19 protein-coding genes are annotated in these 16,977 nt (G+C 60.9%); 7 read left to right on the top strand and 12 right to left on the bottom strand.

Annotated features, from left to right (window positions below):
• Positions 1-5: 5 nt before the first annotated feature.
• Both J1W56_RS12100 and hisC read right to left on the bottom strand, forming a co-directional pair.
• Entirely contained in the window at positions 6-938 is a 933-nt protein-coding gene (locus tag J1W56_RS12100; RefSeq protein ID WP_223613556.1) for a prephenate/arogenate dehydrogenase family protein, read from the bottom strand.
• Between the two features lie 3 nt (positions 939-941).
• Positions 942-2,048, bottom strand: a complete 1,107-nt coding sequence (gene hisC, locus J1W56_RS12105) for a histidinol-phosphate transaminase (protein ID WP_223613557.1) — start codon at positions 2,046-2,048, stop codon at positions 942-944.
• A 192-nt stretch (positions 2,049-2,240) separates the two neighbouring features.
• Between hisC and metX the strand changes: the two genes are divergently transcribed.
• Both metX and metW read left to right on the top strand, forming a co-directional pair.
• On the top strand, positions 2,241-3,428 hold the full coding sequence (metX, locus tag J1W56_RS12110; protein WP_223613558.1) for a homoserine O-acetyltransferase MetX: 1,188 nt from the start codon (positions 2,241-2,243) through the stop codon (positions 3,426-3,428).
• Positions 3,425-4,039, top strand: coding sequence for a methionine biosynthesis protein MetW (metW, locus tag J1W56_RS12115; RefSeq protein WP_223613559.1), 615 nt, complete (start codon positions 3,425-3,427; stop codon positions 4,037-4,039). Before metX ends, metW begins: the two co-directional genes overlap by 4 nt.
• 3 nt (positions 4,040-4,042) lie before the next feature.
• Here metW and J1W56_RS12120 read toward each other — a convergent pair whose 3' ends face one another.
• Positions 4,043-4,795, bottom strand: coding sequence for a class I SAM-dependent methyltransferase (locus J1W56_RS12120; protein ID WP_223613560.1), 753 nt, complete (start codon positions 4,793-4,795; stop codon positions 4,043-4,045).
• A 111-nt stretch (positions 4,796-4,906) separates the two neighbouring features.
• Here J1W56_RS12120 and gloB point away from each other — a divergent pair, with 111 nt between their 5' ends.
• Complete coding sequence (gene gloB / locus J1W56_RS12125; RefSeq protein ID WP_223613561.1) at positions 4,907-5,677, top strand: hydroxyacylglutathione hydrolase; 771 nt, start codon at positions 4,907-4,909, stop codon at positions 5,675-5,677.
• On the top strand, positions 5,677-6,111 hold the full coding sequence (locus J1W56_RS12130) for a cupin domain-containing protein (protein ID WP_223613562.1): 435 nt from the start codon (positions 5,677-5,679) through the stop codon (positions 6,109-6,111). Before gloB ends, J1W56_RS12130 begins: the two co-directional genes overlap by 1 nt.
• Positions 6,112-6,137: 26 nt before the next feature.
• Here the strand turns inward: J1W56_RS12130 and yddG are convergent, their stop codons facing one another.
• The gene (yddG, locus tag J1W56_RS12135; protein ID WP_226904679.1) at positions 6,138-6,968 is read right to left on the bottom strand and encodes an aromatic amino acid exporter YddG; all 831 of its coding nucleotides are present in this window, start codon (positions 6,966-6,968) and stop codon (positions 6,138-6,140) included.
• A 72-nt stretch (positions 6,969-7,040) separates the two neighbouring features.
• Positions 7,041-7,844: a DUF3108 domain-containing protein gene (locus tag J1W56_RS12140; RefSeq protein ID WP_223613563.1), complete on the bottom strand. Its 804-nt coding sequence runs from the start codon at positions 7,842-7,844 to the stop codon at positions 7,041-7,043.
• Between the two features lie 268 nt (positions 7,845-8,112).
• On the opposite strand from J1W56_RS12140, the gene rpmB reads away from it, so the two are divergent.
• Both rpmB and J1W56_RS12150 read left to right on the top strand, forming a co-directional pair.
• Complete coding sequence (gene rpmB, locus J1W56_RS12145; protein WP_091879976.1) at positions 8,113-8,412, top strand: 50S ribosomal protein L28; 300 nt, start codon at positions 8,113-8,115, stop codon at positions 8,410-8,412.
• An 88-nt stretch (positions 8,413-8,500) separates the two neighbouring features.
• On the top strand, positions 8,501-9,151 hold the full coding sequence (locus J1W56_RS12150; protein ID WP_223613564.1) for a VUT family protein: 651 nt from the start codon (positions 8,501-8,503) through the stop codon (positions 9,149-9,151).
• A 105-nt stretch (positions 9,152-9,256) separates the two neighbouring features.
• Here J1W56_RS12150 and cobT read toward each other — a convergent pair whose 3' ends face one another.
• From cobT to J1W56_RS12165, 3 genes are all read right to left on the bottom strand, one after another.
• Positions 9,257-11,155, bottom strand: a complete 1,899-nt coding sequence (cobT, locus tag J1W56_RS12155; protein ID WP_223613565.1) for a cobaltochelatase subunit CobT — start codon at positions 11,153-11,155, stop codon at positions 9,257-9,259.
• Between the two features lie 13 nt (positions 11,156-11,168).
• Positions 11,169-12,155 carry a cobaltochelatase subunit CobS gene (gene cobS / locus J1W56_RS12160; protein WP_223613566.1) on the bottom strand — a complete coding sequence of 329 codons (987 nt, stop codon included), beginning with the start codon at positions 12,153-12,155 and terminating at the stop codon, positions 11,169-11,171.
• A 94-nt stretch (positions 12,156-12,249) separates the two neighbouring features.
• A complete protein-coding gene (locus tag J1W56_RS12165; protein ID WP_223613567.1) occupies positions 12,250-12,903 on the bottom strand; it encodes a J domain-containing protein in 654 nt (217 codons plus the stop codon).
• Between the two features lie 143 nt (positions 12,904-13,046).
• Here J1W56_RS12165 and J1W56_RS12170 point away from each other — a divergent pair, with 143 nt between their 5' ends.
• Entirely contained in the window at positions 13,047-13,349 is a 303-nt protein-coding gene (locus J1W56_RS12170; RefSeq protein ID WP_223613568.1) for a BolA family protein, read from the top strand.
• A gap of 12 nt (positions 13,350-13,361) precedes the next feature.
• On the opposite strand, the gene J1W56_RS26165 is transcribed toward J1W56_RS12170, so the two are convergent.
• The 4 genes from J1W56_RS26165 to J1W56_RS12190 form a co-directional block, all read right to left on the bottom strand.
• Positions 13,362-13,886, bottom strand: a complete 525-nt coding sequence (locus tag J1W56_RS26165) for a TerB family tellurite resistance protein (RefSeq protein ID WP_404928131.1) — start codon at positions 13,884-13,886, stop codon at positions 13,362-13,364.
• Between the two features lie 74 nt (positions 13,887-13,960).
• A complete protein-coding gene (locus J1W56_RS12180; RefSeq protein ID WP_223613570.1) occupies positions 13,961-15,250 on the bottom strand; it encodes an HlyC/CorC family transporter in 1,290 nt (429 codons plus the stop codon).
• Positions 15,247-16,362, bottom strand: a complete 1,116-nt coding sequence (aroB, locus tag J1W56_RS12185; RefSeq protein WP_223613571.1) for a 3-dehydroquinate synthase — start codon at positions 16,360-16,362, stop codon at positions 15,247-15,249. Before aroB ends, J1W56_RS12180 begins: the two co-directional genes overlap by 4 nt.
• The gene (locus J1W56_RS12190) at positions 16,359-16,964 is read right to left on the bottom strand and encodes a shikimate kinase (RefSeq protein WP_223613572.1); all 606 of its coding nucleotides are present in this window, start codon (positions 16,962-16,964) and stop codon (positions 16,359-16,361) included. The genes aroB and J1W56_RS12190 overlap by 4 nt, the downstream gene beginning before the upstream one ends.
• Positions 16,965-16,977: the final 13 nt, after the last annotated feature.

Consider the following 16,977-nt stretch of genomic DNA (forward strand, 5'->3'; position numbering starts at 1 on the left):
TGCCGTCAGGCGCTCTTGGCACCCGCCTTCTGGCGCCCGAAATCGGGTGCATCCACTTCCTGGCCCGCATCGATGATCCCGCGCCGGACGGCACGAGTGCGGGTGAAGAGATCGAACAGCGCATCGCCGTCGCCCCAGCGGATTGACCGCTGCAGCGAGGCGAGATCCTCGGAAAACCGCGCCAGCATTTCAAGGATCGCATCCTTGTTGTGCAGGCACACGTCACGCCACATGGTCGGGTCCGACGCGGCAAGGCGGGTGAAATCGCGAAAACCGGAGGCGGAGTATTTGATCACTTCCGAATTGGTCACTTCTTCCAGATCGCTCGCCGTGCCGACAATGTTGTAGGCGATGATGTGCGGCAGGTGCGATACGATGGCCAGCACCCGGTCATGATGCACCGGATCCATCGTATCAAGCCGCGAGCCGCAGGCTTCCCAGAATTTCGTCAGCCGGTCGAGGGCAACCGGATCGGTGCCATCAAGCGGTGTCAGGATGCACCAGCGGTTGGCAAAGAGCTCGGCGAACCCCGCATCGGGTCCGGAATATTCCGTACCGGCGAGCGGATGGCCGGGGATGAAATGCACATGCGCCGGCAGTTCCGGCTGCATCTGCGCGATGACCGATCCCTTGGTCGAACCGACATCGGTGACGATGGCGCCGGCTTTCAGCGATCCGGCAATGTGCCTGGCAACGTCACCGGACGAGCCGACGGGCACGGAAATGATGACCAGATCGGCGTTTTTGACCGCTTCCGCACTGTCGAGGACATAGCTGTCGCCCAGGTCAAGCGCTTCGGCGCGCTGCAGCGTGCTTTCGCTGCGGGTCGAGATGACGATGTGATCTGCCAGGCCCTCGCGTTTGATGACGCGCGCCAGCGACGAACCGATCAGGCCAATGCCGATCAGCGCAATGGTATCGAAATGGATTTTGGACATTGTTTACTTCAAGAATTCGGAGAGTGCAGCGACTACGCCGCGATTGGCTTCCTCGGATCCAATGGTAAGGCGCAACGCGTTGGGGAATCCGTAGCCCGCAACACGGCGCAAAATATAGCCCCTGCTGGTCAGATAGGCGTCTGCCTTGTCGGCCGATTTCGCCGCATCGTCCGGGAAATGCACCAGCAGGAAATTGCCGACCGACGGCGTGACACGCAGGCCCAACCCCGACAGCTGTTCGGTCAGCCATGGCAGCCATGTATCGTTGAAGGCAACAGCCTTGTCGACATGCGCACGGTCGCGGACAGCGGCAGCACCGGCCGCAATGGCGGCGGAGTTCAGGTTGAACGGCCCGCGGATGCGGTTGACCGCGTCGATGACATGCGCCGGCGCGAACATCCAGCCGATCCGCAGGGCGGCAAGGCCGTGGATTTTCGAGAAGGTGCGGGTCATCACGACGTTCTCGAACGTCGAGACGAGCTCGATACCCGCTTCGTAATCGTTGCGGCGCACATATTCCGCATAGGCTGCGTCGAGAACAAGCAGGACGTTCTTCGGCAGGCCCGCATGCAGGCGGCGCACTTCCTCGAAGGGAATGTAGGTGCCGGTCGGATTGTTCGGGTTGGCCAGGAACACGATCTTGGTCTGCGGCGTGACAGCGGCGAGAATGGCATCGACGTCCGCCTGCTCGTTCTTTTCCCTGGCCACGACGGGCGTCGCACCGGCCGCCATGATGTAGATCTTGTACACCATGAAACCGTGCTCGGTGTAGATCGCCTCGTCGCCGGGCGAGAGGTAAGTCTGGCACAACAGGCCGAGCAGTTCGTCCGAGCCGTTGCCGCACAGCAGGTTGTCGGCGTTCAGCCCATGCACGTCGGCAATCGCCTGCTTGAGCTGGGTGGCCTGGCCGTCGGGATAGATTTCAAGGCGTGCGGATGCGGCGTGATAGGCCTCGGTCGCGTGCCTGCTCGCGCCCAGAGGGGTTTCATTCGAAGAGAGCTTGTAGACCTTGGCAACGCCGGGGGCCGATTCCTTGCCGGGGACGTAGGCGGCAATGTCGAGAACACCGGGTTTTGGTGTGGGGCGCGTGTCTTTCAATGTCGTTGTCATGATTCACAAGATCCGTAACATCGTTGAAATCGATGGTCATCGCAGGCAATGGCTCAAGCCACGGGGCATAGCCGCCAACAGGCGCGATGTCGAGCCAAACTTGCGGCGCCAAGTCCGGAAAATCAAAGAAACCATTGACTTTGCCGGTTGCGCGACCATAGCTACCGCCCACAAAGCTAAAATCGCGCGAAAATGACGAAATTCAGCAACCCGTCCGCCAGTCCCGATCAGAGAAGCCAGGAAGCGACAAATCCCCACAGCCCCGTGGTGGAGTTTGGCGCCGACAAGCCGTTGCATCTCGACAGCGGCGTCGTGCTTTCCCCGTTCCGCATCGCCTATCAGAGCTACGGCACGCTCAATGCCGACAAGTCGAACGCCATCCTGATCTGCCATGCGCTGACCGGCGACCAGCACGTTGCCAACGTGCATCCCGTGACCGGCAAGAACGGCTGGTGGGAAACCCTCGTTGGCCCGGGCAAGCCCATCGATACGGACCGCTTCTTCGTTCTGTGCTCCAATGTGCTCGGCGGCTGCCTCGGTTCGACCGGCCCGGCTTCGATCAATCCCGAAACCGGCAAGCCCTACGCGCTCGACCTGTCGATCATCACCATTGCCGACATGGTGCGGGCGCAGGCCATGCTGGTCGATCATTTCGGCATCAAACAGCTTTTTGCCGTGGTCGGCGGCTCCATGGGCGGCATGCAGGTTCTGGAATGGGCATCGAGCCATTCCGACCGGGTTTTTGCCGCCGTCGCCATTGCCACGGGCGCGCGCCACTCCTCGCAGAACATCGCCTTCCATGAAGTGGGCCGTCAGGCCGTCATGGCGGACCCGGAGTGGCGGGAAGGCCGTTATCTGGAAGAAGGTACCATTCCGCGCAAAGGCCTGTCCGTGGCCCGCATGGCGGCGCATATCACCTATCTCTCGGAAACCGCCCTGCACCGCAAATTCGGACGCAACCTGCAGGACCGGCAGAACGTGACGTTCGGTTTCGACGCGGATTTCCAGATCGAAAGCTACCTGCGCCATCAGGGCATGTCGTTCGTCGAGCGCTTCGACCCCAACTCCTACCTCTACATGACCCGCGCCATGGACTATTTCGACCTGGCGGCGGAGCATGAGGGACGGCTGGCCGATGCCTTTGCCGGATCGAAGACACGGTTCTGCATTGTCTCCTTCACCAGCGACTGGCTGTTCCCGACCAGCGAAAGCCGCACCGTTGCCCATGCGCTGAATGCCGCCGGTGCCTCCGTCTCCTTTGTCGAGATCGAGACAGACCGCGGCCATGACGCCTTCCTGCTCGACGAGCCGGAAATGTTCTCGGCCATCAACGGCTTCATCCGCTCCGCGGCGCGTGCCAGGGGGCTCCTGCAGCCATGAGCGTGAACACCACTTCGCGCGTCGACTTCGACGTCATCGCCTCGCTGGTCAATCCCGGCGCGCGGGTGCTCGACGTCGGCTGCGGCGACGGCGAACTGCTCGAACTCCTGCAGAACACCAAGAATGTCGACGGACGCGGTGTCGAGCTGTCGCAGAAGGGCGTCAACGAATCCGTGGCGCGCGGTCTCTCGGTCATCCAGGGCGATGCGGACAGCGACCTGAAATATTATCCCGATGCGGGCTTTGACTATGTGATCCTGTCGCAGACGCTGCAGGCGACGCGCAACCCGAAGAATGTCCTGACCGAACTCTTGCGCATCGGCGAGAAGGCCATCGTCTCCTTCCCGAATTTCGGCCATTGGCGCATGCGCGCCTCGCTGCTCGTCAACGGCCGCATGCCGGTGACGGAAGAGCTGCCCTACAGCTGGTACGATACGCCCAACATCCATTTCTGCACCATCAACGACTTTGTCGACATGACGAGGGAGATCGGCGCGCAGGTGGAAACGGCCGTGGCGCTCAATGCCTTCGGCCAGCGTATCGGCTTCAACATGCCCTGGGGGTTCTGGAACCTCTTCGGCCAGCAGGCCGTATTCCTGCTACGGCGCTAACACTCAATTCTCCTCCGGCCCATCCCGCCGCATCGCCGTGCCCTGCGGCGAGAGCACCGGCACGAAGACACGCCGTGATGCACGCTTGGCCACCGGCAGGCCCTGATAGATGCGTTTTTGCGCTTCCACGATGAGGACACCGGAGAACACCGGCCAGAAACGCCGTCCGACCCGTTCGAACAGACTGGAAGGGCGCATGATCCAGCGCCGTGACGATGGCGGGAAGAACAGCGCTTCGGCCCACGGACCCGGCGTGAAATTGGTTTCCCGCAGCAGGCGGATCAACTGCCCCCGGCTATAGGGCCGTCCGCTGCCGAAAGGCGTGTGTTCAAAACGCGCCCAGATACCGCGCCGGTTGGGAACGACGATGACGAGCCGCCCGTTGGGGGCAAGCGCCCGCCACATTTCCTTGAGTGTCTCGCGCGGGTCCTCCGCATGCTCCAGCGCATGCACCATCAAAATACGGTCCACCGCCGAATCCGGCAGCGGCAGGTCTTCCTCGAACACCAGCGCCGTCGACGACGCTTCCGCCGGCGGCCAGCTCGCCGCGCCCTGCCCGGCAGGCATGAAGGCGAATGTCCGCTCCGTATCGCCGCGAAACCGGTCGAGATAGGGCACGACATAGCCAAGACCGACAAGCCGTTCGCCCGGCAGTTTCGGCCAGATCGGCGCAAGGGCCATGGTAATCGCCCGCTCGGTCAGGTGGCCGAGGGTGGAAGCATAGAAGGTGCGGAGGTCGATGATATCGAGATGCATATATCCAACCTAACACGGCAAATCATAACATCAAGAAAATGGCTTGGAGACGGGTTGCGCCTGCCGGACAGCTGGCTATCCTGATCGCAACGCACAAACCGGACAGGCCCCATGTCAAATCTGCAGATAGAACAGTTCACCGCGCTCAGCGACAATTTCGGCGTGCTGATCCACGACCCCGATGCCAATCTCACCGCTTCCATCGATGCCCCGGAGGAAAAGCCCGTGCTCGACGCGCTGAAGCGCCGCGGCTGGACGCTGACCCATATTTTCTCGACCCATCACCACAATGATCATGTCGGCGCCAACCTTGCGCTGAAAAAGCGGTTCAAGCTCGAAATCCTCGGCCCGGACGCGGAAAAGGCCAATATACCCGGCATCGACCGCACGCTGAAACACGGCGACCGCTTCCGCTTCGGCAATTTCGACGTGTTCGTCATTTCCACGCCCGGCCATACCGCCGGCGAGATTTCCTATCATATCCCCGAAGCCAAGGTTGTTTTCGCCGGTGACACGCTGTTCTCGCTCGGGTGCGGGCGCCTGTTCGAGGGAACCCCGGCAACCATGTTCCGGTCGCTCAACCACCTCATCAAGCTGCCGGTCGACACGCAGATCTATTGCGGGCACGAATATACCGAAAGCAATGCGCGGTTTGCCCTGTCGATCGATCCGGACAATTCAGCGCTGAAGGAACGCGCCCGGGAGATCTTTGCCCTGCGCGAGGCCGGCCTGCCGACATTGCCCACCACTTTGCTGCGCGAAATGGCAACCAACCCGTTCCTGCGCTGGCATGACCCGGCGATCCGCCGCAACCTGAAGCTGGAGAACGCCAGCGACGAGGCCGTTTTCACCGAAATCCGCAAGCGCAAGGACAATTTCTGATGACGTTGACCGCCGAGCAGATTCGCACCGCGCTGGGGCTGCAACCGCACCCCGAGGGCGGCGCCTATATCCAGATGTTTCGCGACAACCAGAACGGTTGGCCGGTGGGCGGGCGCGGCCATTCCACCGCCATCTACTTCCTCCTGGAAAAAGGCGAGGTTTCCGCCTGGCACCGGGTGAAAGACGCGGCCGAGGTCTGGCACTGGTATGGCGGGGCACCGCTGCAACTGACCATTGCAACCGAAGGCGCGCCGCATGAGGTCCACCGGCTCGGCATGGATATCATGGCAGGCGAGCGGCCGCAGGGCATTGTTCCCGCCGGGCACTGGCAGACAGCCAAATCGCTTGGCGACTGGACGCTGGTTGGCTGCACGGTTGCACCGGGCTTCGACTTCGCCCAGTTCGAGCTGGCCGAGCCCGGTTGGAAACCATAAGAAGTCTTCCAACCGGGTTGGGAGCCCTAAACCCGTTTCCGGAAAATCATCTCCTTGGCGGCAAGTACCGCGCCAAGGGTGATCAGCAGGCAGGCGAGCAAGACGCGCACCGTCGGTTCGGCGGCCCCCGCCGCGATCAGGACAAGCGTCGACAGCAGCGGCGCCGCGTAGCTCGATGCACCCAGCACCTGGATATTGCCGCGCTTGACGCCGAAATCCCAGGCATAGAAGGCCGCGCCCACCGGGAAAAGCCCGAGCCCCAGCACGGCCAGCCACTGCGTCAGCGATTCGGGCCAGACGGTCTGCTCCAGCGCCAGATGCGAAATCAGCGACAGAACCGATGTCGCGACGCAAAAGCCGGTCACCGCATCGGTCGGCACGCTGGCAAAACGCCGCGACAGCAGCGAATAGGCAGACCAGGTCAGGGCGCAAAGCCCGGCCATGGCGTAACCGAAGGCATATTGCGCCTCGAAGCCGACACTGCCGCCCTTGGTGACGATCAGCACCGTGCCGGCGAGTCCCAAAAGGGTTCCCAGCACATGGAACCAGCGCAGGCGTTCGCCCGGCATCAGCGCCGAGCCGACCACGATGAACAGCGGCCAGAGATAGGCGATGAGACTGGCATCAACGGCCGGCGCGTTGCGCAGGGCGGTGAAATACAGGAAGTGATAGCCGAACAGGCCGACAACGCCGAGAAGCCAGACCTTTGCCGGCTGGCGCAGGTGCTGTGCCGCGCCCGGTCGCCAGAGCCAGGACAACAGGCCAAGACAGGCGCCAATGGCGAAGGTCATGGCCGTCAGCTGAAACGGCGGCACCTTGCCGGAGACATCGGTAAACAGCGCGAGCATCGCCCACATGATAACCGCAAGAAACCCGACTGATGTAGCCACGCGCCGCCCCCATTCGAAAGAGCGGCGCCCCTGCCGCTTCTATTGCATCTTTTCAAAACGGGTCGCGTAAACCGTCACCGTTCCGATCTGCGTGCCGATCTTCGCCTGCACCGGCGAATAGATACCGGACTTGCCGAGGGATGCAAAGGTGAGACTGATCTTGCTTTTGTTTTTCAGATATTCGATCGCGTCGCGCCCCGCCTGGTAGCCGCCGACCGGAATGAACTTGACCGAACAGGTGATCGTATCGCCTTTGAAACCCTTGGTGGAGAACGGCTGCGGGCTCCCGGATGGCGAGAGCTGAAGGTCCACCCGCGTCTGTCCGTCATAGAGATGCAGGGTCTGGGTGCAGACCTGGCCGATGCTGTCCGCCGCGACCATGACGCCGGAGATCGGATCGGTCACGCCCTGCAGCGCCGCAGGCTCAAGCTCCACCCATTTGTCCTTCTTCCTGACCGGCGGGACATTGGTTGTTTCCGTCACATTGCCATTGGCGAAGGCAATCGAAGTGCTCTTGTCTTTCTTGCCGTGCCGGTACTTGACCAGATAGGAGTTCGGCAGCGGGCCGGTTTTGCCAAACTGGCCTTTGACATCGATATTGCCCTTGGTGTCGTCGAAGACGGTCACGAGGCCCGAGCTTCTCAGGCCGCCGGATACCGTATAGGCGCCGCCCGAGACACTGGTTGAAAAATTTGCCTTGGCAATCGTCAGGCCGAGCAGCGAAACCCGGTAATCGGATTTGTAGACTTCCTCGGCGCGCGCCGGGAGTGCCCCCGCAACGAGCAGTATCCCTGCGGCAATCGCAGCATATCCGCAGCCGGGCCGCCGAATGAGACCAGTCATGTCCCGCTCCTTCAAATTGCATCACGCACGTGTGAATTGCCTGTGGTGAGACCGTACAAAGCAGGCAAAGTTGTGTTAAACATTGCGACAAGTCCGTTAAATACACAAAACCGGAGCAGAAGCACACTTGACGCGCGCGGCTCATATCACTATAGAAACGCGACTTCCCAATAGGCCGCCTGTCCGATATGCGCGCCGCTGCACGGCGACGTGTGATGGTAACAAGAACATTCGGGCTATAGGTAATGAATTTTGAAGGTGAGACCCAATGTCCCGCACATGTGAATTGACCGCTAAATCGGTACAGTACGGCAACAATGTGAGCCACGCGAACAACAGAACGCGCCGCCGCTTCCTGCCGAACCTTTGCCACGTTACGCTGATCTCCGAAGCTCTCGGTCAGAGCTTCCGTCTGCGTGTTTCGGCCCATGCCCTGCGCACCGTTGAACATCGCGGTGGTCTGGATGCATTCTTGAACAAGGCTGACGAGAAGGAGCTGTCACAGCGTGCCCGCCTCCTGAAGCGCCAGATTGCCAAGAAGTCGGCTGAAGCGCCTGTTGCTGCCTGATCGGCCGACACGGCTCTGACATCCTAATCGCTTGAGGCCAGCGCATGCTGGCCTTATTGTTGCTGGTTCCATTACCCAGGATAAAAAAATGCCGCTTTCGCGCGCCTATTCCCTGTCGGATTTCATCTTCCCCGTTCTCACCATGTGCGCGGTCGTGGCCGCGTCCAATATCCTGGTGCAGTACCCGTTCAATCATCTCGGACTGGGCGAAATCCTGACCTACGGCGCTTTCACCTATCCCGTTGCCTTCCTCGTCAATGACCTGTCGAACCGCCGTTTCGGACCGCAATTCGCCCGCAAGGTCGTCTATGCCGGTTTCGTCATCGCGGTGATTCTGTCGGTCTGGCTGGCAACGCCGCGCATCGCCATCGCCTCGGGCTCGGCGTTTCTCTGCGCCCAGCTGCTGGATGTCACCGTCTTCAGCAAACTGCGCCAGCTGACCTGGTGGAAAGCGCCGTTCGCGTCCGCCGTGTTCGGTTCGCTGCTCGATACGCTGCTGTTTTTCTCCATCGCCTTTGCCGCCCAGTTCGCCTGGATCGATCTGGCGATGGGTCGTGCCGACTCATCGCTCGCCATGCTGGTGCCTTTCCTCGGCAAGGATATCCCGCTGTGGATGTCGCTCGGCTTCGGCGACCTGATGGTGAAGATTGTCATGGCCGTGGTGATGCTGGTGCCCTATGGCGCCATTCTTGCCGTCTTCGCGCCGGCGATCTATTCGGCCAACCGGAATTCCAGATAAAGATTTCTCTGCGGGATCGAATCGGCCACCGCGACGACCGCGGGCGGCAGAACCGGAAGAAGAATGAACCGTATGCGCCGACCAAGCAGCGCCATACGGTTCATGTCAGCGTTTGCGGGCGGCAGATTTGCCCGCGGCGCGGCGCTGTTCCTGCTCTTCAAACAGCGATGCCAACTGCTCGGTCATGGCGCCCGCCAGCTCTTCCGCATCGACGATGGTCACCGCGCGCCGGTAATAGCGCGTCACATCATGGCCGATGCCGATGGCGATCAGTTCTACCGGCGAGCGCGTCTCGATCTCTTCGATCACGGCGCGCAGGTGCCGTTCGAGATAATTGCCGGGATTGACTGACAGGGTGGAATCGTCGACCGGCGCACCGTCGGAAATCATCATCAGGATCTTGCGCTGCTCTGGCCGACCCAACAGACGCTGATGCGCCCAGATCAGGGCTTCGCCGTCGATGTTTTCCTTCAGCAGCCCTTCGCGCATCATCAGCCCGAGATTGCGCCTGGAACGGCGCCACGGGGCATCGGCGCGCTTGTAGACGATGTGGCGCAGATCGTTGAGGCGGCCGGGATTGGCAGGCTTGCCGCGCTCCAGCCAGGCCTCGCGCGCCTGCCCGCCCTTCCATGCCTTGGTGGTGAAGCCGAGAATCTCGACTTTCACACCGCAGCGCTCGAGCGTGCGCGCCAGAATGTCGGCGCAGGTCGCCGCGACCGTGATCGGACGGCCACGCATGGAGCCGGAATTGTCGATCAGCAGGGTGACGATCGTATCGCGGAAATCCGTATCGCGTTCCTGCTTGTAGGACAGGGGCTGCGTCGGATCGATGACCACACGCACGAGACGCGCCGAATCGAGATAGCCCTCTTCCAGATCGAAATCCCAGGAACGGTTCTGCTGCGCCATCAGGCGCCGCTGCAGGCGGTTGGCCAGGCGGCCGACGACGCCGGAAAGATTGGCGAGCTGCTTGTCGAGGAAAGCCCGGAGGCGCTCCAGCTCCGCATCGTCGCACAGTTCTTCCGCATCGGTGGTTTCGTCGAATTCCTGGGTGAAGACCTTGTAGCCGCTTTCGCTGCCAAGATTGGAAAACGGCTGGTTCGGACGGCGTGCCTCGCCGGGCATTTCCGCATCCGTATCCGCATCGTCGTCAATCTCGTCGGAGGAAGCATCGGCGGCCTCGGTCTCGCCCGACTGGCTGTCGTCGCTGGAGCTTTCCGAATCATCGTCCTCGGACGCGTCACTGCCCTGGTCTTCGTCGGAACCGCCCTCGTTGTTCTCTTCGGGCTCCGGTGTGTCCTCGTTGTTTTCCTGGTCCTCGTCCTGCTCGCTTTCCTGCGACAGCTCTTCGGCCATCTCCATGGAGGCCAGCATTTCGCGGACGACGCGGGCGAAAGCGTTCTGGTCGTTGATCTTGTCGCCGAGATGCTCGAGGTCGGCCGCTGCCTTTTCCTCGATCCAGTCACGCCAGAGGTCGACGACATTGCCGGCGGACTCGGGCGCCTTGCGGCCCGTCAGCTTCTCGCGCACCACAAGCGCTATCGCTTCTTCCAGCGGTGCTTCGGCCTTGTCGGTGATGGCCGGGAAATTGGCGCGGGAATATTTGTCCGACAGCATCGAACTGAGATTCTCGGCCATGCCGTCCATGCGCAGGGCACCGATTGCCTCGACGCGCGCCTGTTCGACCGCATCGAAAATGGCACGCGCCTGCTTGCCTTCCGGCGCTAGCGTCGCATGAATGCGGTCGTTGTGGCATGCCTTACGCAACGCCATGGAATCGCCGATGCCGCGGGTAACCGCGATATCGTTCGCCGTCGGACGCTTGGGCAGGTCGGGCAGACGCGCCCGATGCCCCGTCAGGGCCGGGCGATCATTGCCAAACCCGACTTCCATTTCATGATCACCGGCAATGGCCCGCATGCAGGCCGTAACCGCGCGCTTGAAGGGCTCGGAATCAACCGGGCCTTTCGGATTTGTGCGTGAATTGTCTCCCGGGCCCGCCATGCTCTGATGACGCTCAGCCTATGACCACATTGGCCGTCGACTCCGGCAGTTCCTTGCCGAACGCACGCTGATAGAACTCGGCAACGATCGGACGTTCCAGTTCATCGCACTTGTTGAGGAAGGTCAGGCGGAAGGCGAAACCGACATCCTTGAAGATATCGGCATTTTCAGCCCAGGTGATGACCGTACGCGGGCTCATCACCGTGGAGAGATCGCCATTGATGAAGGCGGCACGGGTCATGTCGGCAACGCGGACCATCTTCGAGACGATCTCCTTGCCTTCCTTGTTCTGGTAGTGCTTGGCCTTAGCCAGAACGATGGCGGCTTCATTGTCATGCGGCAGATAGTTGAGCGTCGTCACGATGGACCAGCGGTCCATCTGCGCCTGGTTGATCTGCTGCGTGCCGTGGTAGAGACCGGTTGTATCGCCGAGACCGACGGTGTTGGCTGTCGCGAACAGGCGGAACGCCGGGTGCGGACGGATCACGCGGCTCTGGTCGAGCAGGGTCAGGCGGCCGGACGATTCGAGCACGCGCTGGATCACGAACATCACGTCCGGACGGCCGGCATCATACTCGTCGAACACCAGCGCCACATTGTGCTGATAGGCCCATGGCAGGATACCGTCGCGGAATTCGGTGATCTGCATGCCGTCCTTGACGACGATGGCATCCTTGCCGACGAGATCGATACGGCTGACATGGCTGTCGAGATTGACGCGCACGCACGGCCAGTTGAGGCGGGCGGCGACCTGTTCGATGTGGGTCGACTTGCCTGTGCCGTGGTAGCCGGACACCATGACGCGCCGGTTGAAGGCAAACCCGGCCAGAATGGCCAGCGTGGTCTGCTTGTCGAACAGATAATCCGGATCGGTCTCCGGCACGTAAGCATCGCCTGCCTTGTAGGCAGGGACCATCATGTCGGTATCAAATCCGAAAAGCTTTGCGGCAGAAACCGTAGTATCCGGCAAATTCGCAATATCGCGATCAACCTTATTCATCATGCCTCCAGCGCGACTGCACGCGCAGACGCAATAAGATAGTCACACCCATGAAGCCTCGACGGGAGGCTTCGAATTCAGCCAAACATGGTCCTTAGCAAAAACCAGCCTGTTTGAGCAATTGATAAGCCTGGATAACGTCGCGGAAACGATCCTCGGAAGCCCGATCACCGCCGTTTGCATCGGGATGATGGCGCTTCACCAGTTCTTTATAGCGCGACTTGATGTCTTCGCCAGTGGCTTTTACATCAAGACCGAGAGTATCCAGCGCTTTTGCCTCCAAAGGCTTGGCCTTGCGCAGGCGCGCACTCGGCCGTGCATCACCGAACACGCTGTTCGGATCACGGAAACGGTTCTGATAGGCAGCCCGGCCCGAACGCAGCTTGGAAAAGTCCGGCGACGTCTTGGCACCGCCGGACGCTGCAGCCGCCGCGCTGGCGCCAGCGCCGCTGCCCGGCAGGCCCGCGACGGTCCAGGTCGGCCGGTCGCCGGTCAGGGCTTCCTTTTGATAACGCGCAACTTCCACATCGGAGAGGCCAGAAAAATAATTGTAGCCTTTGTTGTACTCGCGGACATGATCGATGCAGAAATGGAAGAACTCGCCTTCCTTCATGCGCCCAACCGGTGCACGGTGCGGACCCGGCTTGTCGCAGCCATCCCACTGGCACGCGGGAATGCGCGATTTCTCCTCTTCCACCTTTTTCGGGCGGATGCGGATGCTGTCAAAATATTTCGAATTTGAGGTCATTGCGTACGATTATCAACGGATTGGTTTACAAGACAAGAATTGACAATTGCCCATGGATCAACCTAACGCCTGAAATGGCGGTAAATTTGTGATCATGTACGGGTTTGCCAAATGAAACTACCATATGGGCGCAGGAGAACGAAATGTCCACTCAGTCAGCGATCGAAAACAAACTGACGCAGGCTTTTCATCCTGTTTCATTGACCGTTATCAACGAGAGCCACCTTCATGCCGGCCACCATCATGAAGACAGCGGGCATCATGCCACATTCGACGGTTCGGGTGAAACGCATTTTCGCGTGCGCATTGTCGCAGAAGCTTTTGCGGGCCTGTCGCGCGTCGCGCGGCACAGGGCGATCAACGAGGTACTGAAGGACGAACTGGCCGGCAGCGTCCACGCGCTCGCACTGGAACCGGCAGCTCCCGGCGAAGCGACACGCCGCTAGAGGCTTTCCTGCCTAAACCTCCTCGCTTTGCATCAGTTGCCGTTGCAGGCGGGCGATCATCTGCGCCTGCAACTCGCTCTCCCCGCCATAGGCGGCGGCAGTCTGCCACAGCATGCCGATCAGCTGAAAACGCTCGTCCACGCTCAGGCGCGCCCGCAGCATCGGCACCATATCGTCAGCCATCGAGGGGAATGAACCCCGGCGTCTGGTATAGCGCCAGGCTTTGCGAAACATCGCATCCGGAGCGCCGATCCCCAGCGGACCGGCCACCAGCGCGATGATCTGCCGTCTTTCAGCCTGGGTCAGCGGCGCACCGGTGCGCACGAGCTGGATCATCAGCACGGTTGCCGCCAGCCGTGGATCACAGATCCGGCTATGGCGCGAACCAACGAGACGGTCGAATACCCGCTTGCTCCTGTTTCTCAGACGAGGCGTATTTCTGTCCAGATCCCGAATGGAACGAGCGGCCCATTGCAGCCGAAACATCCAGTAAAAAATCGCGGCAATTCCACTTAAAATGGCAATAACAATATGCATGCAGCCCCTAGCTTATGCGCAGGAAAGCGTCTGAAAAAACAATATCTTAAAATAATCGAACCAGTGGCGGCAGCTTAACTGGTTTTGCCCTTTTCGTCATCCTCCAAAGGTCGAATACGAAGCCGGGTAATGCGGTTTTTTTCCCGCTTCAGCACGGTGAAGCGCTTGCCGTGGAAGGTGAATGCCTGTTTTTCCGTGGGGATGCTCTGGGTTTCGTGGATGACGAGACCGGCAATGGTCGTGGCCTCAGCATCCGGCAGGTTCCAGTCGAGCGCCCGGTTGAGGTCGCGGATCGGAACCGAGCCATCAACCAATACCGACCCATCCGGCTGGGGGCGGCAGCCTTGAACGTCGATGTCGTGCTCGTCGGCGATATCGCCGACGATCTCCTCGAGAATGTCTTCGAGCGTGATCAGGCCCTGCACGTCGCCATATTCATCCACGACGATGGCGATATGCGCCTTGCGGCGCAGGAAGGCATTGAGCTGATCCTGCAGGGTTGTCGTATCGGGCACGAACCAGGGCTTGGTCGCCACCTTCATGATGTTGATCTTGGAGAAATCCCGGTTGGAATCGCGGATGGCCCGCACCAGGTCCTTGGCATGCACGACACCGACAATATTGTCGTTGTCACCGCGCCAGACCGGAATGCGGGTGTGGTGGCTCGCCAGAATCTGGCCGATGATCTCCTCGATCGGATCATCGGCATTGATCGAATCCATATCCGTCCGGTGGATCATGACGTCATAGACTTCGAGCTCGCGCAGATCGAGCAGACCGCCGATCTGGTCGCGGTCGCGCTTCACCACCGAACCCTCCCGGTGCAGGAGATCGACGGCGCCGCGCAGTTCCTCCTGCGCCGACAGCATCGATTTCACCGAACCGAGATCGATACCGAACAGACCGAGGATACGGCGCACGATCCAGTTGATGAGGTCCGACAGCGGGCCGAAGATGAACACGGCAACTTGTGCGAACCGCACCAGCGCCAGCGCATTGCGGTCGGGGCTCGATATCGCCCAGGATTTCGGCAGCACTTCGGCGAAGATCACCAGAAGCACGGTCATGATCGCGGTGGCATAGGCAACGCCCGCCTGTCCGAACAGGTTGAGCAGCATGCTCGTGGTCAGGGATGACGCAAGAATATTGATGAGATTGTTGCCGATCAGCATGACACCGATCAGGCGGTCGCGCTTTTCGATGAGACCTTCGACAACCGTTGCACGGTCATCGCCGCGCTTCGAGAGCCGGTGCATCCGGGCGCGCGACACGGCGGTCAGCGCGGTTTCGGATCCTGAAAAAAGACCAGACATCAGGATCAGAAGGAAAATGATTCCGCAAAAGATCCAGAGTTCCAGGTTCATTTTGGGTGTTTCTCCTGCAAAAAGCTGAGAACGGCCGATGGCGGCACATCCCGGGCGATAAAGGACTGGCCGATACCGCGGGTGAGAATGAAGGTCAGCGTGCCCCGCGTCACCTTCTTATCCTGGGCAATATACTCCATCAGCCTCTCCGCCGGCGGCAAGGCACCGGGAATGTCGTCGATGGAAACCGGCAGCCCGACCTGCCGCAAATGCGCTTCGACCCGCCGGGCATCGTCGGCGCTCGCCAGATTCATCTTAACCGAAAACTGGTGGGCGAGGACCATGCCGATGGCAACGCCTTCGCCATGCACGAGACGGGCGGAATCGTATTGCGTGGCTGTCTCCAGCGCGTGGCCGAATGTGTGGCCGAGATTGAGCAGCGCCCGGTCGCCGGTTTCGCGCTCGTCGCGCGCCACGACATCGGCCTTTGACTGGCAGGATACGGCAATGGCGTGGGTCCGCTCCGGCCCGCCGCCAAAAATGCCCTGCCAGTTCGTCTCCAGCCATGCGAAGAAATCCGGCCGGTCGATCAGCCCGTATTTGGCAACTTCCGCATAGCCGGCGCGAAATTCGCGCGGGCTCAACGTGTCGAGCACATCCGTATCGGCCAGCACCAGTTGCGGCTGGTAGAAAGCACCGACAAGGTTCTTGCCATGCGCCGTGTTGATGCCGGTCTTGCCGCCAACGGATGAATCCACCTGGGCCAACAGGGAGGTCGGTATCTGCACGAAGCCCATGCCGCGCCGGGCGATGCTTGCGGCAAAGCCCGCGAGATCGCCGATCACGCCGCCGCCAAAGGCGATGACGATATCGCCCCGCTCCAGCCGGGCAGCCAGAATGGCATTGGTGACGGTTTCGAGCGTGGCAAAACCTTTCGACTTTTCACCGGGGGCAACGAGAACCGGCGTCGATTCGATGCCGGCGGCCTTCAGGCTGTCAACCAGGCGCTGCAGATGCAGCGCGGCAACGTTCTCGTCCGTGACGATGGCCACCCGCCCTGCGCCCGTGCGCCCGGCAATCTCCTGCCCGGCGCGCTCGATCAGGCCCGCGCCGATGAGAATGTCGTAGGAACGGTCTCCGAGTTTGACCGGAACTGTCGTCAGGGCGCTCATCGCGGGGATTCCTTGTTGTCCAGATGCTGCGATACGGCCTGCATCGCTTCAAGCGCGATGATTTCTTTCTTTTCCTCGCGTGAGAGAATGGTCAGATCCGCCTGCGCGTAAACCGGATAGCGCTCGCTCATCAGCCGTTCCATGACGGCGCGCGGATTGTCGCTTTTCAGGAGCGGCCGGTTCTGCTTGCGCACCACGCGGTTCATCAGCACGTCGAGTTCGGCATTCAGCCAGATCGATATGCCTTCGGATACGATGGCGCCGCGCGTCTGCTCGTTCATATAGGCGCCGCCGCCGGTCGCCAGAACGATGGGGCCGTCTTCGAGCATGCGCGCGATAACCCGGCGCTCCAGATCGCGGAATTCCGCTTCACCATAGGCCTCGAACAGTTCGGGAATGGTCATGGTCGAGACTTTTTCAATCTCGTTATCGGCGTCAAAAAACGGCAGCTCGACCAGCGAAGCCAGTTTTTTACCCACGGTGGATTTGCCTGCGCCCATCAAACCGACGAGCACAATAGACCGGTGCCCCAGGCGCTCCCGGATGGATCGGGCCAACTCCGGAACCTGGGCTGTGCCAAGAATATCGTCAATGCTGTTCATAAATGCGTTTCGA

This window comes from Phyllobacterium calauticae, assembly GCF_019991125.1.
Lineage (GTDB): Bacteria > Pseudomonadota > Alphaproteobacteria > Rhizobiales > Rhizobiaceae > Phyllobacterium > Phyllobacterium calauticae.

Bases quoted from the DNA above. Each gene is read 5' to 3' on its own strand.
- J1W56_RS12100 (WP_223613556.1), bottom strand. From the start codon at position 938: ATGTCCAAAATCCATTTCGATACCATTGCGCTGATCGGCATTGGCCTG.
- hisC (WP_223613557.1), bottom strand. From the start codon at position 2,048: ATGACAACGACATTGAAAGACACGCGCCCCACACCAAAACCCGGTGTT.
- metX (WP_223613558.1), top strand. From the start codon at position 2,241: ATGACGAAATTCAGCAACCCGTCCGCCAGTCCCGATCAGAGAAGCCAG.
- metW (WP_223613559.1), top strand. From the start codon at position 3,425: ATGAGCGTGAACACCACTTCGCGCGTCGACTTCGACGTCATCGCCTCG.
- J1W56_RS12120 (WP_223613560.1), bottom strand. From the start codon at position 4,795: ATGCATCTCGATATCATCGACCTCCGCACCTTCTATGCTTCCACCCTC.
- gloB (WP_223613561.1), top strand. From the start codon at position 4,907: ATGTCAAATCTGCAGATAGAACAGTTCACCGCGCTCAGCGACAATTTC.
- J1W56_RS12130 (WP_223613562.1), top strand. From the start codon at position 5,677: ATGACGTTGACCGCCGAGCAGATTCGCACCGCGCTGGGGCTGCAACCG.
- yddG (WP_226904679.1), bottom strand. From the start codon at position 6,968: ATGTGGGCGATGCTCGCGCTGTTTACCGATGTCTCCGGCAAGGTGCCG.
- J1W56_RS12140 (WP_223613563.1), bottom strand. From the start codon at position 7,844: ATGACTGGTCTCATTCGGCGGCCCGGCTGCGGATATGCTGCGATTGCC.
- rpmB (WP_091879976.1), top strand. From the start codon at position 8,113: ATGTCCCGCACATGTGAATTGACCGCTAAATCGGTACAGTACGGCAAC.
- J1W56_RS12150 (WP_223613564.1), top strand. From the start codon at position 8,501: ATGCCGCTTTCGCGCGCCTATTCCCTGTCGGATTTCATCTTCCCCGTT.
- cobT (WP_223613565.1), bottom strand. From the start codon at position 11,155: ATGGCGGGCCCGGGAGACAATTCACGCACAAATCCGAAAGGCCCGGTT.
- cobS (WP_223613566.1), bottom strand. From the start codon at position 12,155: ATGAATAAGGTTGATCGCGATATTGCGAATTTGCCGGATACTACGGTT.
- J1W56_RS12165 (WP_223613567.1), bottom strand. From the start codon at position 12,903: ATGACCTCAAATTCGAAATATTTTGACAGCATCCGCATCCGCCCGAAA.
- J1W56_RS12170 (WP_223613568.1), top strand. From the start codon at position 13,047: ATGTCCACTCAGTCAGCGATCGAAAACAAACTGACGCAGGCTTTTCAT.
- J1W56_RS26165 (WP_404928131.1), bottom strand. From the start codon at position 13,886: ATGCATATTGTTATTGCCATTTTAAGTGGAATTGCCGCGATTTTTTAC.
- J1W56_RS12180 (WP_223613570.1), bottom strand. From the start codon at position 15,250: ATGAACCTGGAACTCTGGATCTTTTGCGGAATCATTTTCCTTCTGATC.
- aroB (WP_223613571.1), bottom strand. From the start codon at position 16,362: ATGAGCGCCCTGACGACAGTTCCGGTCAAACTCGGAGACCGTTCCTAC.
- J1W56_RS12190 (WP_223613572.1), bottom strand. From the start codon at position 16,964: ATGAACAGCATTGACGATATTCTTGGCACAGCCCAGGTTCCGGAGTTG.